This window comes from Rahnella sp. WP5, from assembly GCF_000745615.1.
In the GTDB taxonomy this organism is placed as follows: Bacteria; Pseudomonadota; Gammaproteobacteria; order Enterobacterales; family Enterobacteriaceae; genus Rahnella; species Rahnella aceris.
Genome location: NZ_KN050721.1, coordinates 139,714 through 155,302, shown reverse-complemented (window position 1 = coordinate 155,302; position 15,589 = coordinate 139,714). Strand labels below are relative to the sequence as shown.

Genomic DNA, 15,589 nt, shown 5'->3' with positions numbered 1-15,589 from the left:
GGACAGCTTCCCCTGCCGACGTTTATACTTTACCCCATTGTCGTCATCCAGGGTTCATACGGGAGTCTCATGCGCCTGATCCACACCTCAGACTGGCACCTCGGCCAGTACTTTTTCACTAAAAGCCGTGCAGCCGAACATCAGGCATTTTTGCGCTGGCTGACCGGTCAGGTGCAACAACATCAGGTCGACGCCGTGATTGTCGCGGGCGATATTTTCGACACGGGATCCCCACCCAGTTATGCCCGAGAATTGTATAACCGCTTCGTGGTGGAATTACAGCAAACCGGCTGCCAGCTGGTGGTGCTGGCTGGTAACCACGATTCTGTCGCCACGCTCAATGAATCGCGCGAGCTCCTGTCCTGCCTGAATACGCGGGTGATTGCCACCGTCGGTGAAAACCTTTCTGAACAGATTTTAGTGCTCAGTCAGCGTGACGGGAAACCCGGCGCGATACTGTGCGCTATCCCGTTTTTACGCCCGCGTGATCTGCTCGCCAGCCAGGCGGGACAGTCCGGCAGCGACAAGCAACTGGCATTGCAGGAAGCCATCGCCGCGCATTATGACGCGCTCTGGCAGGCTGCGCAGGCCAGACGTGACGAACTGGGCATGCCGCTGCCTATTATTGCGACCGGCCATCTGACGACTGTCGGCGTCAGTACCTCAGATTCCGTGCGCGACATCTATATAGGTACGCTCGATGCGTTTCCGGCGCAGGCCTTTCCGCCGGTCGATTATGTGGCACTGGGTCATATTCACCGTGCACAATGCGTCGCCAAAAACGAACATATCCGTTACAGCGGCTCGCCGATTGCCCTGAGTTTTGACGAACTGAGCAAAGCTAAAAGTGTGTACTTACTTGATTTTGATGGTGCGACGCTCAACGCCATCGACACACTGGAAATCCCGGTTTTCCAGCCGATGCAGATAATCAAAGGCTCGCTGGCGGAAATTGAACACCAACTGGCACAGTTCGAAGGCGGTGATCCGGCCAAACCGGTGTGGCTCGATATTGAAGTCTCCACCCAGGATTATCTCAGCGACATCCAGCGACGCATTCAGGCGCTGACGGAAGATCTGCCGGTAGAAGTCGTGCTGTTACGCCGCAGCAAAGAACAGCGCATCAACAGTATTGAGCAGCAGGAAAAAGAAACCCTCAGCGAACTGAGCGTCAGCGACGTGTTTGAACGACGACTGGCGCTGGAACCGGACCCTGACGAGCCGCGTCAGGCAAGGATGCGCACGTTGTTTGCGCAGGTGGTTGAACAGGTTACCAACGGTCAGAACGCGGAGGACGGCGCACAATGAAAATTCTCAGCCTGCGTTTAAAAAACCTGAACTCGCTGGAAGGCGAATGGAAAATTGATTTCACCGCCGAGCCGTTTGCCAGCAACGGATTATTCGCCATCACCGGCCCGACCGGCGCGGGGAAAACCACCCTGCTCGATGCCATTTGTCTGGCGCTTTATCATCAGACGCCACGGCTGAACATTACACCAAGCCAGAATGAACTGATGACCCGCCACACCGCAGAATCGCTGGCCGAAGTGGAGTTTGAAGTCAAAGGCGTGGGTTACCGCGCTTTCTGGAGCCAGCGCCGCGCCAAAAATTCCCCTGACGGCAATCTGCAGGCACCGAAAGTGGAGCTGGCATTGCTGGCCGACGGCAAAATTCTGGCCGATAAAGTGCGCGACAAACTCGACGCCATCGCCACACTGACCGGGCTGGATTTCGGTCGTTTCACCAAATCCATGATGCTTTCACAGGGGCAGTTCGCCGCGTTTCTGAATGCCGATGCCAACGACCGCGCCGAATTGCTGGAAGAACTGACCGGCACCGAGATTTACGGTCTGCTTTCTCAACGCGTGTTTGAGCAACATAAAGAAGCGCGCATTGCGCTGGACGGTCTGCATCAGCGTATGGCCGGAATCGAACTGCTCAGCGAAGAACAGCGCCAGACGCTCGAAGCACAACGTGCTGAACTGAACACGCAGGAAATCACGCTCAGTCAGCAGGCGCAGCAGCGCCAGCAGGATCTGAACTGGCTGCAACAGTGGCAGCAGGTGCAGCAAAAACAGCAGCAATCTCAGCAACAACTGACCGCCGCAGAGCAGGAAAACCTGACAGCCGCACCGCAGTTACAGCAACTAGCGCGCAGCGAACCGGCAGAAAAACTGCGTCCGTTACTCAATGATCGCCAGCGCTGTCGGGATGACGCGCAGCGCCTTCAGCAATTACTGATACAACTGACGCAGCAGCAGGAGCAGCAGATTGCACAGATGACGCCGCTGAGTCTGGCGGTGGAACAGGCGCACACTGCGCGGCAGAAACAGGCGGAAGAACAGCGTCAGATGCAGACGCTGATCGAAGAAAAAATCCTGCCACTGGATAGCGAAATCGCGCAATGGCGCAAATCGCTGGTGGAAACACAACAGGCGGTCAGCGAGTCGCAGAAACAGGCTGGTGAACATAGCGCGACGCTGCAGCAAATCACGGCGGAACGTCAGAAACTGGATGAGGAAAGCCGCCAGCATCACACCCGTCAGGCCGCGCTGACTGAAGCCCTTAACGTTGCACAACAACGTCAGGCTGAACTGGAAAAACAGTACCCGCAGGTAGTGTTACAGAAACGTCAAACCGAACTCATGCAGCTCCGGCCGGTGCGGCAGCAGCTGTTTTCACTCGCGCAAATCTTCCCGCAACTGAACCAGCGCGTGCAGCAACAGCATAAAGATTTTGCGCAGTACCAGATGCTGCTGGCCGAAGAAGAACTGCGTCTGGGCGCGATCCGTCTGCAATGTCAGAAACAACTGGAACATCTGAACGACGTCAAGGCGCTGCATAAACAGGAAATGCTGATCGTCAGCCTTGAAGCCGAACGCGCGAATTTGCAAAGCGGCAAAGCCTGTCCGCTGTGCGGCTCGACATCACATCCGGCGATTGAACATTATCAGCAGGTTAAACCTTCTGAAACCGCGCAGCGCGTCGAGAAAATGCAACTGGAATTCGATGCAGCAAAAGCCAGCGGTATCGAACTGGCGGCAAAAATTAAAGGCCTGAAAGAGCAACAAACACGGCTGCAAACTCAGCTCGAGCAGGATCAGCAACAACTGAATGCGCATACCCTGAACTGGCAACAACTCAGTGCGCCGCTGAATCTGACGTTTACGCTGCATGATACCGCCGACATCACGCAATGGCTGACCGCCCGCGATGAGGAAGAGCAGCAGTCGCAGGCGCGGCTGAGCCAGCACGAACAGCTGGCGCGGGCTCTGCAACAGGCCAAAGATGCCCTGAACGACGCACTGAATGCACAGCAGAAAGTGCAGCAGCAAAGTGCCTTGCTGACAGAGCGCGTTACCCGGCTGGAAGAGATGCAGGCAAAATCTCAGCAAGACCTCGTGCGGTTGCAAAAGCAACTGGCGGAAGGTGAAAAATCCCTTTCTGAGCTGAATGCCCGACGCCTCGAACTGTTCGGAGAGCGTCAGGTTGCTCAGGTTCGCGAGCACTTACATCAGCAACAACAGGCGACAGAACAAGCGCTGAGTGATGTCCAGACCGCGCTGCATAAGGCGCAGGAACAGCGCGACCAGTTGGCCGGTCAGTTGGCCAGTACGCAGCAGCAACAGTTACAGACCGCCGCACAACTGACGCAGGTGGAACAGGCGTGGCAGCAGGCATTGAGCGCCAGCGGATTTGCGGATGAAGCCGCAGTGAAACTGGCGCTGCTCGACGACGCGTTGCGCCAGCAGCTTCAGCAACGCAAAGAACATCTGCAACAACAACTGGCGCAGGCGCAGGCATTACTGGCGGATGCCCGTCAGCAGCTCGAAAAACATCAGCTTGCCCGTCCTGCACATCTCAGTGAAACCGACAGTGATCTTAACGCCCTGACGGTGCAACAGGCGGAGCTGGCACAACAACTGAAAGTCCTGCAACAACGTCTGGGCGAAGTGAAAAATCAGCTGGAAAGCGACAAGCAACGCCACCATGGTCAGCAGACGCTGATTGCACAGATTGCGCAGGCGCAGCGGACCTGTGATGACTGGGGTTATCTCAACCAGATGATTGGCTCCAGCGACGGCGCGAAATTCCGTAAATTCGCGCAGGGTCTGACGCTCGATCATCTGGTGTATCTGGCCAACCGCCAGCTGGAAAAATTGCACGGACGCTATCTGTTGCAGCGCAAAACCAGCGATGCGCTGGAACTGCAGGTGGTCGATACCTGGCAGGCCGATGCCGTGCGCGATACCCGCACACTATCCGGCGGCGAAAGCTTCCTGGTCAGCCTGGCACTGGCCCTGGCGCTGTCCGATCTGGTCAGCGATAAAACCCGTATCGACTCGCTGTTCCTCGACGAAGGTTTCGGTACGCTCGATGCCGACACGCTGGATACCGCGCTGGATGCGCTCGATAGCCTGAATGCCTCGGGTAAAACCATCGGCGTGATCAGCCATGTCGAAGCAATGAAAGACCGCATTCCGGTACAAATCAAAGTCACCAAAGTGAATGGTCTGGGCATCAGCCGCCTGAGCAGTGAATTTAAAGTCTGACGGCGACTTTCGCGCAGGCATACCGCTAGTGAGATTGCTAGCGGTATGCCCTGTTGTGGATCCTGATTGTGAACACAGGCACAAAAATCGCACCAGCGCAGTGCGTTATCCTTTGCCAACCTGCTGAATTTCCGCTTTTTCGTGCTGATGCGCGTCCCCCGACAAACTGGCACGCCCTGTGCTTAACGTTATGTATACAAGTTGCAGTACAAGTTGCAACGCCTTCATAACCGCTAAGGGAACCGTCCATGAAAAACATCAAACCTGAAGTCGATAAAAAACGCCGCCAGCTGATGAAATGGCTTGCCATCACCGGCGGCGTTTCCACCCTTGGCGGTATGATCCCGACGTCAGTTTTTGCAGCCGACGACGATGAAATTCGTATTGGTTACTGGCCGATTGTCGGCGGTTTGCCGCTGTATGTGGCACTGGAACAGGGCTTTTTTAAACAAGCCGGGCTGAATGTGAAAGGCGTTAAATTCGCCAGTGCCCAGCAAATTGTCGAAGGGATGATCACCGGCAGGATCCACGGTTGCGCCAACGGCACGGCAACCGGCGCGCTGGGACTCGGGGCGATCACCTCACCGGGTCTGTTCAAAATTATCTGTTCTAACCCGTCAAACCATACGCTGGTGTTAGATGAATTTCTGGTGCCGCTCAACAGCCCGGCAAAAGCTATCAGTGACCTGAAAGGCAAAAAAATCGCCTGCGGTCCGGGGATCCAGAACGTCACGATGGCGAAAATTATTCTGGAGAAAAATGGCTTCACGAATCCGTCAGTCATTGAACTGCCGGTCGGACAACACGCGCCTGCTCTGGCCGCCGGGCAAATTGACGGCGTATATACGCTCGAACCGACCGGCACTGTCGGACGCATGAAAAACCTTTCGCGCACACTCGAAACCGGCGTTATTTCTAAATACGTGCTCGGCAACGCCGACGCCCCGTGGTTTGGCGGCGCAGCGGCACTGAACGCCAGTTTTATCGCCAGCAAGCCGGAAGAAACCAAAAAGTTTATTGCCGCTTATCAGAAAGCGGTGGAATTCATTGCGGCTCACCCTGATAAAGCGCGCGAAAACGTCGCCGGTTACACCAGCATTGAACCGGCGCTGGTCAAAGAAGTGCCGCTGCCGGGCTTCGTGATGTATCCCGATTTGAAAGGCGACAACCTGCAATGGTTCCAGAAGTTTTATGACGTCTTTACGGAAAGAAAAATCTTCAGCAAGCCGGTGGATGTCGCTTCGCTGATCTATCAGGGATAAGGAGAAACAGGATGACTTCACGCTGGTCTTCAAGGTTACTGCCGCTGGTCGGCCCGGTACTGCTGTTTTTATTCTGGCAACTGGCCGTCAGCGCAAAATGGCTGAATCCCGTGCTTCTGCCCTCGCCGGTCGAGACAATCGGCTACATGTTCCAGTCATTTTCCGACGCGTCCATGCGCACCGACATCGGCGCAACCCTTTACCGCACGCTGGTGTCTTTTGCTTTTGCCGCCGTAATTGGCGTGCCGCTGGGCGTAATTTTGGGCAGCAATGAAAAGGTTTACCGCAGCCTGGAATTTCTGATCGACTTCTTCCGCTCCACGCCGTCGTCAGCGCTGATCCCGCTATTTATGCTGATTTTCGGGATTACTGATGCCAACAAAATCGCCATTGCTGCCTTTGCCGCCGTGCTGGTCATCCTGTTCAACAGCGCATACGGCGTGATGAATGCCAAAAAAACGCGCCTGATGGCCGCCAAAGTAATGGGAATTTCCCGCTGGCATATTTTCAAAGACATCATGCTGATGGAAAGCCTGGCGCAAACCTTTGTCGGCCTGCGCACCGGCGTGTCGATCGCGCTGGTGATCGTGATCGTCGCCGAAATGTTTATCGGATCAGAAACCGGCCTCGGCCACCGGATCATCGATGCCCAGCAGGTGTTTAACATCAAAGATATGTACGCCTCGATCCTGATCACCGGCGCGCTGGGTTATCTGCTCAATCTGGCTTTTTTGCTGATCGAGAAAAAAACCGTCCACTGGAGTAGCAAAGCATGACGCACCCTCTCTCGCTGAACCCTGATTATAAAGGCCCGCAGTTGCCGCAATATGCCACGCGACCGGACACCCATGTGACGATCCGCGGACTGAGCAAGGCGTTTGCCGGACAGCCGCTGTATACCGACCTGAATCTCGACTTACCGCGTGGAAAAATCGTGTCGATCTTCGGGCCGAACGGCTGTGGTAAATCGACCTTAATGAACATGATCGCCGGTCTGATCCCGGTAGATAAAGGCGACATTCTGTTCGACGGCAAAACGCTGGCGCAAACCACCATCGGCTATGTGTTTCAGAACTACCGCGACGCGCTGTTTCCGTGGATGAGCGCCCGCGCCAACATCGCCTATCCGCTGATACGCCACGGCATGAGCAAAGCGGATGTGAATGCGCGGGTCGAAGAACTGACGCAGATGTTTGATATCCGTTTCGACCTGAAACGCTATCCGTATGAGCTTTCCGGCGGACAACAGCAAACTGTGTGCATCATGCGGGCGCTGGCGACGCGTCCGGAAGTGATGTTCCTCGATGAGCCTTTCTCGGCGCTGGATTTCGAGATGACGCTGTTTATCCGCGATAAATTACAGGAAGTGCAACTGGCGACTGGCGTCACTATGCTGATTGTTTCGCATGACCTGGAAGATGCGGTATTTCTGGCGGATGAGATTTTACTGCTGACGCGGCGGCCGACGCAGATTGCGGAAATCGTGCCGTTCGACCTGCCGCGTCCGCGAGGGTCGGAAATCATGAGCCACCCGGAATTTATCCGCGTGAAGGCGCACACGCTGGAAGTCTTTAAACGGGAGATGGCGCTTTAGCTGGCGGCAGTCTGCCGCCACTGACGCGGGCTGACGCCAAACCAGCGGCGGAAAGCCCGCGAAAAGGCACTGACTTCGGAATACCCTAGCAGCAACGCCATTTCGGAAATCGGCAGTTGTTGCTGTTGCAGATAATGCGTCGCCAGTTCGCAACGGACGTTATCCACCAGTTGGGTAAATGTCAGGTTCTGTTCGCGCAGGCGGCGTTGCAGCGAACTCGGCGACATGCCCATTTTTTCGGCTACTTCATCAAGCACCGGCTCGCCGCGTAATAATGCCTGACGTACCCGCGATCGCGCGCTGTCGGTGACCGACTGCTGCGACGGCGCATCCGCATTCAGACGGCGGATCGCATCCTGCATGACCAGCAACAGCATCTGATCCCGTTCCGGCATCGCCCGCTGTAAATCGCGTTTGACGATCAGCAGGGAATTGTACGGCTGATCGAAATACACCGGCGCATCAAATACTTTGCAGTGTTCATGCCATTGCTGCGGACGCGGATGCTCAAAATGCACCTCACGCGGCGCCCAGTTTTTCCCCAGCCCGTGACGCAATAAATTGAGGATCATCCCCAGCGTCAGTTCCGCATCCTGCCGTCTGCACAGAATGCTGCCATGCCGCACCTGATAATCGAACCGGTAATGATCCCCCTTATCCACCAGCCGCGTCAGCGTATTGTGCTGATGAAAGGGAAAGGCATTCACAACGTTTTGCAGCGCGGTTTCTGCCGAAGAAGAACATAAACCGATGTAGCCAATCAGCCCTAATGACTGCGGTTTGAACTGTTTCCCGTAATGCAAACCGAAGTTATCACAACCTGACTGCGCCGCCGCTTCTTCCAGAACCTGACAGTAATTAGTCAGCCCGAGACTCAGCGTAGGTTGTTGCAGCAATTCAGGATTGATGTGGCAGATGCCTAGCACACGATCGACATCTGCCCCTTTGGCCTGAATAAAATCGCTCAGGCCGCTGGCGGCTGCGGCCAGTACCCCCCGGTGGCTGTCATTGCTGCGCGTCAGCGCATTGCTGAAACCGGCTCCGGAAGCCGTTGAAGAAAGGCCTGTCTGCATCGTCTTTTACTCCCTTTATGTCGGCAATAAAAAGTGTCGGTGATAAAAGAGAATTGCAAGTTCCGTACCAGCACCTTGCTTCACGTCTCCGGGTGATAACCCAATGCAATACAATGAGATAAATTTTCGGCAGTTTTGCCAGCCGCCCCTGCGCCCTGCTACGACGCCCGCTTTTCGTGCAGCTTCATCCGATCACAAAGGGATGATGCGCCTTCGCCAGATACTCACGGCACAGGCGCAGGCTCTCTTGTTCCCATTCATTGCCAAGGCTTTGCGCCATTTCCGTGGTGGCATGCGATCCGCGCCAGGCCAGCAACTGAATCCGCCGCTGAATAATCAGTGTCGGGATCACCGCCAGATCGGCATCGCTCACGTGACAAATACGTGCGTAACCTTCCAGCCAGTGGCGGACCCACGCCTGCGCCTGCGGATGATGTTCAACAAAACTGATCGCCGCCGCCACATCATGCAGATACCAGCCCATACCGCAGTCATCAAAGTCGATCACCCGGGTTTCGCCTTTGTGCAACAGTAAATTCGTCAGGCGCAGATCGGCGTGGATCAGCCCGTAGCGCTGTGCACTCTTGCCGTAACTTTTCAGCACGCTGCCGGTGTGCGCCAGCGTCTCTTCAATCAGCGGGATCCCGGTCGCCGTCATGCCCGGCGCATCCTGCCAGCGGCCCCAGTGACCGTGCGGGCCGACCATGGTATCGCTGTCCCAGATAATACGGCGAAACCCGGCCGGATGCGGCCACTGACGGCTGTGCTGATGCAGGCGCGCAGTCACTTCCCCCAACTGAGCAAACGCCCGCGGATCCACATCCGTGGTTGGCATTTCGCCCTCAATCCAGCGAAAAATCACCACATTGCGGTTTTCAGTTTCGCTCACCGCGACAGTTTGCACAGCGGTACCATCCCGCCCTTTTACTGCCTCAGGCACCTGAATCTCGCTTTCACGCAGCGCATCCAGCCACGCCAGTTCACTCTCTATTTCATCCCGCTGGTGATAGCCCCCGCGGTGAACACGCAGTGCATAACGTCCGCCGTCGGGGCAACGCAGTAAAAAAGTGGCATTTTCCGACCGGCAGATCAGCGAAAGATGCCCTTGCAGATCAGGGGAATAGCGGCGCAATGCTTCTGTTGCCAGCAGATTCAGGCTGGTGTCATCGAGCGTGTCAGATTGTTTTGCAGTCATCAGGTTCCACTCCGTACCGGTTAAATCAGATCGATATTGCGGATAGCCAGAATGGAAGGGGCGCGTTTTCGTCGCTTGACTCAGGAACAGCAAATGTTGACCGCAAAACACGCGTGACGCGCTGACGGCGAAAAGTTGACTGCAACGCACAGCAGTCAGCACGCTGAGGTCAAGTTTTACCGCTTTCTCCGGCGCATTATCAAATCACCTTCCGCCGTCATGGCATTTTTTTGCACACCGGCAGTGACGTTGAAACCGCCAGTCAGGAGATGACTCTCATGTTGAAAACCAATGCGTTTGATGCCGCCAGCAGCGGCAATATTTCAGCCGACAATCTGGCGATGATAGAACGCCGCCGTCGTTTGCTGGGCCCGGCTTACCAGTTGTTTTACAAGAATCCAGTGCATCTGGTGCGCGGCGAAGGCGTGTGGGTGTATGACGCTGATGGCCGCCGTTATCTCGACGTCTACAACAACGTGCCTTCCGTTGGCCATTGCCATCCTCATGTGCTGGAAGCGCTGGTGCGTCAGGCATCCACGCTGAACACGCACACCCGTTATCTGCATGAAAATGTCCTGAACTTCGCCGAAAAACTGGTGGGTACCATGCCCGCTGAGCTGAGTCAGGTAATGTTCACCTGCACGGGCAGCGAATCTAACGATCTGGCGCTGCGTATCGCCGAAGATTTTACCGGCGGCACCGGCGTTATCGTCACCGAATTCAGCTATCACGGCATGACCAAAGCGATTGCCGGGCTATCGGCCTCGATGGGGCCATACGTTAAAGTGAACGGTGATGCGCGGGTGATTCCGGCACCGGTTCACCATCCGGCTAACCCGGCTGAAGTTGGCAAGCGCTTTGCCAACGACATCCGTGCCGCACTGGCGGATATGGATCGCCATGGCATCAAACCGGCTGCCCTGATGATCGACACCTTCTTCACCAGCGACGGCGGTTTCTTCGATCCGGCCGGTTTTCTGAAAGAAGCCATCGACGTTATTCACGAAGCCGGGGCGTTGTATATCGCCGACGAAGTCCAGCCGGGCTATGGCCGTTCCGGCGAACATATGTGGGGCTTCCAGCGCCACGGCGTGTTGCCAGATATTGTGACGCTCGGCAAACCGATGGGTAACGGACACCCGATGGCGGGCATCACTATTCAGCCGCACATCCTGGAACGCTTCGGCAGTGAATCGAGCTATTTCAATACCTTCGGTGGCAATACCGTGTCTTCTGCGGTCGGGCTGGCGGTGCTGGAAGTTATCGAGCAGGAAAATCTGATTGCCAGTGTCGGGCTGGCGGGTAAAGCCATTCTTGACGGCATCACCGCACTCTCTCAACGCTTCCCGGCGATTGGCAGCGTACGTGGCGCAGGGCTGTTCGTCAGCGTCGATTTCGTCAACGAAAACGGCGGGCCGGATTCCGTTACCGCACTGGCGGTGGTCAACGCACTGCGCGAAGAAGGCGTGCTGATTGGTGCCTCCGGCCCGCATGCCAACATTTTGAAGATCCGCCCGCCGCTGGTCTTTACCGCAGAACACAGCCAGATCCTGGTCAATGCGCTGGAAAACGTACTGAGCAAGATGTTCTGACTGAAGCGGGTTACAAACGGAAAGGGCGCAAAATCTGCGCCCTTAAGTTGATAAACGGATAATGGCTTACAACGCGAAACGTGATTGCGGCCAAAGCCAGGCAGCGCCGCGTACACCGCTCGAATCACCGTGCACGGCTTTGAGGATCGGCGTTTCACATTCCCCGCCAAACACCCATTGTTTAATCAGCAGCGGCACCGTCTGATACAAACGATCCACGTTACTCATGCCGCCCCCAAAAACAATCACGTCCGGGTCGAGGATATTCACCACGTTCGCCAGCGCCTTGGCCAGACGACGCTCATAACGCCCGAGCGCCTGTTCTGCAGTTTCATCGCCCTGCTCCACCAGCGCAATAATCTCTGCGCCCTTGAGCCGCTGACCGGACAAACGAAAATAGTCTTCTGCAAAACCGGTGCCGGAAACAAAGGTCTCGACGCAGCCTGATTTTCCGCAGTAACACGGGACTTCACGGGCAAACTGCATTTCTTCTTCATCCTGCCACGGCAGCGGGTTATGCCCCCATTCCCCCGCATTGCCGTTGCCGCCCGCATGCGCCGCACCGTGAAGCGCCACACCGGAACCGCAACCGGTACCGATTATCACGGCAAATACGGTGTGACGGCCTGCACCCGCGCCGTCAGTGGCTTCTGACACCGCCAGGCAATTGGCATCGTTGGCAATATGCACTTCGCGTTTTAACAGCAGTGCCAGATCCTCATCCAGCTGTTGTCCGTTCAGCCAGACCGAGTTGGAATTTTTCACCTTACCGGTAAATGGCGACAAGGTGCCGGGGATCCCCAGCCCCACGCTGCCACGTTGACCTGTGGCTTTTTCGGCGTCCAGCACCAGCCCTTCAATCGCTTTGAGCGTACGTTCGTAGTCATTTCTCGGCGTATCGACCCGTTTGCAAAACAGCTCTTTACCTTCATCAGATAACGCAATGACTTCTATTTTTGTGCCGCCTAAATCAATGCCAATTCGCACGTGTTGCTCTCCTTTTACACTTTGCAGGGTCAGTTTTTTTGAGTTTATTCAGTTTAGAAGCCAGACGCGACTGTCACCAGAATAAGCTGTTATGCAATGTTACAGGGTGCGGCGATTTCTTAACGACGGCTGACGCTCAATTGGTTATCATGCCGCCCTGCATTCATTTATTCAGCGTACCACGAGTGCGCCGGGACAGGGATAACGCCATGTTATGGTTTAAAAATTTGTTAGTTTACCGTTTGAGCCGTGAAGTTTCGTTATCTGCTGACGAAATGGAAAAACAGCTCAGTGCTTTCACCTTTACCCCGTGCGGCAGCCAGGACATGTCGAAAACCGGCTGGGTCTCCCCGATGGGTTCCCACGGCGGCGATGCGCTGACGCATGTCAACGGTGGTCAGATCCTGATCTGCGCCCGTAAAGAAGAAAAAATCCTGCCTTCTCCGGTGATTAAACAGGAGTTACAGGCCAAGATTGAGCAGCTCGAAGGTGAACAACACCGCAAGCTGAAAAAGACTGAAAAAGATTCCCTGAAAGATGAAGTGTTGCACAGCCTGATGCCACGCGCCTTCAGCCGGTTCAGCCAGACCTTCATGTGGATTGATACCGTTAACGGCCTGATCATGGTTGACGCCGCCAGCGCCAAGAAAGCCGAAGACATGCTGGCGCTGCTGCGTAAAAGCCTTGGTTCGCTACCAGTGGTGCCGCTGACAATGGAAAGCCCGATCGAACTGACGCTGACCGAATGGGTGCGTTCCGGCGATACCCCTGCCGGTTTTACGCTGCAGGACGAAGCCGAGCTGAAAGCGATTCTGGAAGAAGGCGGTGTGATCCGCTGTAAGAAACAGGTGCTGGTCAGCGATGAAATCGCCACGCATATCGAGAACGGCAAACTGGTGACTAAGCTGGCGGTTGACTGGCAGGAACGTATCGCCGTGGTGCTGGCGGACGACGGCAGCATTAAGCGCCTGAAATTCAGCGACATCATTCGTGATCAAAACGAAGATATCGACCGCGAAGACTTCGCTGGGCGTTTCGATGCAGATTTCGTGCTGATGACCGGTGAACTGGCAGCGCTGATCCAGAACCTGATCGAGGCATTAGGCGGCGAAGCGCAACGCTAAGACCGGATGCAGAACGTAAAAAAGGCGCTCATGAGCGCCTTTTCTGTGTCTGAAGAACTTATTTAGTCAGATACTTACAGAGGTATGAGGTGGTTTCGCCGACCTGTAAGTTGAATTCACTTTTACCCGGAATGTAGAACGTCTCGCCTGGCTTAAATACCTGCCAGTCCGGCGATCCCGGGATCAACACTTTCAGTGAACCGCTGATCACCGTCATTTCTTCCGGCTTTGCGGTGCCGAAAGTATATTCACCGACGGCCATCACGCCAACACTGGCTGAACCCGTGCTTTCGCTGTCAAAACCAATCGACTTTACTTTCCCGTCAAAATACTCATTATTTTTCAACATAGATTGGCCCTTTGCGATAAATTTCAGAGCCTTCATATTAGGGGCAGAAAGCGCCTTCTGTCACTGATTATTACCGCTTTATCCGCACGAGACGACACCGCCCGCAAAGCGGTAGCGCTGATTTGATTTTACGGCCGCACAGTGCCATTGTGGGTAGCTGTTCGCCCCTCAGTCATACCTCAAACCACCAGTTCCGCCGCCAGTTTTGCCATCAGTACATTCGGTAACAGCACCGGAATATTCAGATATTTTTTCAGCACATCGAGGTGATGGCGGTTAAAGCCGATGCAATCAAGCACCACGACTTCCGCACCCTGTTCAGCCAGATGCATCGCCGCGTCCGTCAGCGCCTGATCGTCAGAAAGATAAGGGCTGGCAACAGCAAAACAGGGTGCTTTGGCTAATTTTCGCCATTTGTTCGCCTGCTCAACCACCTGTGATTCAACCGGCACCACAATCCCCGCACGGTGCTGACCGACTATTGAAGCGATCAACGGTGGAATAATGCGGTCAGGCTCCAGCAGCAGCGCATTGTTAGCATGCAGATGATGAAATTCGCCGGTGCAAAGCAGCAGAATGGTCATGCAACCCAGGGCTTCCAGTACGTCGATTTTTTCCTGTAATCCGCTTTCCACGCGGTGCGCAGCCATCGTAACCTGCGAACCATCCAGCAGGCGGGTGACCAGTACAGCGTCACCCTCAGCAGCCGCATAACGCTGCTCTATTTGCTCCCTGCTTAACCCGTCGAGTAAGCCCACATGGGTGACTGACCCGGCCGGCAGATGTTCCATCAGCAGCGGCATAATGTCGCTGCGTGGTGCCTGTCCGATTGTTAACGTCGCAAGGGATGTCATCATCGTGTTACTTCCGGTTTTGCAGGTGACGCAAGCTTCCGTACAGCGACAACAGGAGTTGATATTCATCGGCATCAAAGAACTGACAAGTGCCGCGGCCAAACTCTTTCGCCACTTCAACAGCAAATTTTGCCGCCAGTGCGATATCCACTTCATGACTTGCCCCGGTGCCACAGCCCGGCACAACAGATTCCGCCGTAATAGCCACACCGACCACCGGCACGGTCGTCGCCGTTGACGGTTGCAGAATACTGTTCAGATGATGCACACCGTTGCCGTAAGGCGTGATGTCCTGCGTGGTAATCGGAAAAGTGACCGCCGGTTTGCCGCTGGTCATTTCCATGATGCGCAGCAAATCTTCAGAAACACGCAGGATGTAACCCTCTTTCACCGTCGGTGAAATGGCGTAACCCTTGTGATTGATGATGCGGTTGCCTTTGGTGGTGTCGATAGACAGGATCGCGTCCACGCCGTCCACCACTTCGTTGTCGTTCATGGTCACGTCATCAATCGGCGAATCCATAAAATCGACCGGATCATGCGGACGGGTCGGTGCGTTCGGGCAAATGTGGGTAGTGATAATCACATCACCGTCGAGCACATCGCCCTTGTGCTGCATATCAGCCAGTTTGAGTGCGCTGGTGACAGCGGCAATCGCACCATCGCCATCAGAGACCAGACCGATACGCGTCGGACGCGCGCCAATCCCGCCCAGACGACCGATAATCCCAAGCGTGGGTGCCGTGCCGCCACTGCTTTTGCCCTGACTGCCCGGCACAGTGATACGCACAAAATCAGTGCCACCTTTCGGGCCGTCAGCGCGGTGTGTGCTGGCGGTAATACCCGGATAACGGGCGAACAAGTCCACAATGTCCTGGCCGCTGACGTGGGCGCTGTCAATCAGTTCGAATACCGTTAATGTCTGTTGCAAACTCATCACTCAGTCCTCTTAAAACATCGCGACCGGCGTATTTCACGCAGTAGCCAAAACGGTCGCGGGTGCTGT

Annotated in this window: 13 protein-coding genes; 7 read left to right on the top strand and 6 right to left on the bottom strand. The window is 55.4% G+C overall.

The window, feature by feature from the left end; translation table 11 throughout:
- Positions 1 to 69: 69 nt before the first annotated feature.
- From sbcD to EX31_RS22015, 5 genes are all read left to right on the top strand, one after another.
- Positions 70 to 1,308 (top strand): exonuclease subunit SbcD, encoded by a 1,239-nt coding sequence (gene sbcD, locus EX31_RS22035; RefSeq protein WP_037036795.1) that lies wholly within the window; start codon positions 70 to 72, stop codon positions 1,306 to 1,308.
- Positions 1,305 to 4,553, top strand: a complete 3,249-nt coding sequence (sbcC, locus tag EX31_RS22030; protein ID WP_037036794.1) for an exonuclease subunit SbcC — start codon at positions 1,305 to 1,307, stop codon at positions 4,551 to 4,553. Before sbcD ends, sbcC begins: the two co-directional genes overlap by 4 nt.
- Before the next feature lie 248 nt (positions 4,554 to 4,801).
- Positions 4,802 to 5,815, top strand: a complete 1,014-nt coding sequence (locus EX31_RS22025; protein WP_037036793.1) for an ABC transporter substrate-binding protein — start codon at positions 4,802 to 4,804, stop codon at positions 5,813 to 5,815.
- An 11-nt stretch (positions 5,816 to 5,826) separates the two neighbouring features.
- Complete coding sequence (locus EX31_RS22020) at positions 5,827 to 6,591, top strand: ABC transporter permease (protein WP_037036792.1); 765 nt, start codon at positions 5,827 to 5,829, stop codon at positions 6,589 to 6,591.
- On the top strand, positions 6,588 to 7,409 hold the full coding sequence (locus EX31_RS22015; protein WP_037036791.1) for an ABC transporter ATP-binding protein: 822 nt from the start codon (positions 6,588 to 6,590) through the stop codon (positions 7,407 to 7,409). Before EX31_RS22020 ends, EX31_RS22015 begins: the two co-directional genes overlap by 4 nt.
- Here EX31_RS22015 and EX31_RS22010 read toward each other — a convergent pair.
- Positions 7,406 to 8,482, bottom strand: coding sequence for an AraC-like transcriptional regulator QhpR (locus EX31_RS22010; protein WP_081925246.1), 1,077 nt, complete (start codon positions 8,480 to 8,482; stop codon positions 7,406 to 7,408). The genes EX31_RS22015 and EX31_RS22010 overlap by 4 nt on opposite strands.
- Before the next feature lie 184 nt (positions 8,483 to 8,666).
- Complete coding sequence (locus EX31_RS22005; protein ID WP_037037471.1) at positions 8,667 to 9,677, bottom strand: phosphotransferase enzyme family protein; 1,011 nt, start codon at positions 9,675 to 9,677, stop codon at positions 8,667 to 8,669.
- 278 nt (positions 9,678 to 9,955) lie between these two features.
- On the opposite strand from EX31_RS22005, the gene EX31_RS22000 reads away from it, so the two are divergent.
- Positions 9,956 to 11,269: an aspartate aminotransferase family protein gene (locus tag EX31_RS22000; RefSeq protein WP_051931130.1), complete on the top strand. Its 1,314-nt coding sequence runs from the start codon at positions 9,956 to 9,958 to the stop codon at positions 11,267 to 11,269.
- 66 nt (positions 11,270 to 11,335) lie between these two features.
- Here the strand turns inward: EX31_RS22000 and mak are convergent, their stop codons facing one another.
- Positions 11,336 to 12,256, bottom strand: a complete 921-nt coding sequence (gene mak, locus EX31_RS21995; RefSeq protein ID WP_037036790.1) for a fructokinase — start codon at positions 12,254 to 12,256, stop codon at positions 11,336 to 11,338.
- A 209-nt stretch (positions 12,257 to 12,465) separates the two neighbouring features.
- On the opposite strand from mak, the gene rdgC reads away from it, so the two are divergent.
- On the top strand, positions 12,466 to 13,380 hold the full coding sequence (gene rdgC / locus EX31_RS21990; protein WP_037036788.1) for a recombination-associated protein RdgC: 915 nt from the start codon (positions 12,466 to 12,468) through the stop codon (positions 13,378 to 13,380).
- A gap of 58 nt (positions 13,381 to 13,438) precedes the next feature.
- Here rdgC and ppnP read toward each other — a convergent pair whose 3' ends face one another.
- From ppnP to EX31_RS21975, 3 genes are all read right to left on the bottom strand, one after another.
- Entirely contained in the window at positions 13,439 to 13,729 is a 291-nt protein-coding gene (ppnP, locus tag EX31_RS21985) for a pyrimidine/purine nucleoside phosphorylase (RefSeq protein ID WP_013576688.1), read from the bottom strand.
- 179 nt (positions 13,730 to 13,908) lie between these two features.
- Positions 13,909 to 14,586, bottom strand: a complete 678-nt coding sequence (locus tag EX31_RS21980; RefSeq protein WP_037036786.1) for an AroM family protein — start codon at positions 14,584 to 14,586, stop codon at positions 13,909 to 13,911.
- Between the two features lie 4 nt (positions 14,587 to 14,590).
- Positions 14,591 to 15,520, bottom strand: coding sequence for a DUF1177 domain-containing protein (locus EX31_RS21975; RefSeq protein ID WP_037036784.1), 930 nt, complete (start codon positions 15,518 to 15,520; stop codon positions 14,591 to 14,593).
- Positions 15,521 to 15,589 lie beyond the last annotated feature (69 nt).

What these genes read in the sequence shown, in the direction of transcription:
- sbcD (WP_037036795.1), top strand. Translation starts at nt 70, where the DNA reads ATGCGCCTGATCCACACCTCAGACTGGCACCTCGGCCAGTACTTTTTC.
- sbcC (WP_037036794.1), top strand. Translation starts at nt 1,305, where the DNA reads ATGAAAATTCTCAGCCTGCGTTTAAAAAACCTGAACTCGCTGGAAGGC.
- EX31_RS22025 (WP_037036793.1), top strand. Translation starts at nt 4,802, where the DNA reads ATGAAAAACATCAAACCTGAAGTCGATAAAAAACGCCGCCAGCTGATG.
- EX31_RS22020 (WP_037036792.1), top strand. Translation starts at nt 5,827, where the DNA reads ATGACTTCACGCTGGTCTTCAAGGTTACTGCCGCTGGTCGGCCCGGTA.
- EX31_RS22015 (WP_037036791.1), top strand. Translation starts at nt 6,588, where the DNA reads ATGACGCACCCTCTCTCGCTGAACCCTGATTATAAAGGCCCGCAGTTG.
- EX31_RS22010 (WP_081925246.1), bottom strand. Translation starts at nt 8,482, where the DNA reads ATGCAGACAGGCCTTTCTTCAACGGCTTCCGGAGCCGGTTTCAGCAAT.
- EX31_RS22005 (WP_037037471.1), bottom strand. Translation starts at nt 9,677, where the DNA reads ATGACTGCAAAACAATCTGACACGCTCGATGACACCAGCCTGAATCTG.
- EX31_RS22000 (WP_051931130.1), top strand. Translation starts at nt 9,956, where the DNA reads ATGTTGAAAACCAATGCGTTTGATGCCGCCAGCAGCGGCAATATTTCA.
- rdgC (WP_037036788.1), top strand. Translation starts at nt 12,466, where the DNA reads ATGTTATGGTTTAAAAATTTGTTAGTTTACCGTTTGAGCCGTGAAGTT.
- ppnP (WP_013576688.1), bottom strand. Translation starts at nt 13,729, where the DNA reads ATGTTGAAAAATAATGAGTATTTTGACGGGAAAGTAAAGTCGATTGGT.
- EX31_RS21980 (WP_037036786.1), bottom strand. Translation starts at nt 14,586, where the DNA reads ATGATGACATCCCTTGCGACGTTAACAATCGGACAGGCACCACGCAGC.
- EX31_RS21975 (WP_037036784.1), bottom strand. Translation starts at nt 15,520, where the DNA reads ATGAGTTTGCAACAGACATTAACGGTATTCGAACTGATTGACAGCGCC.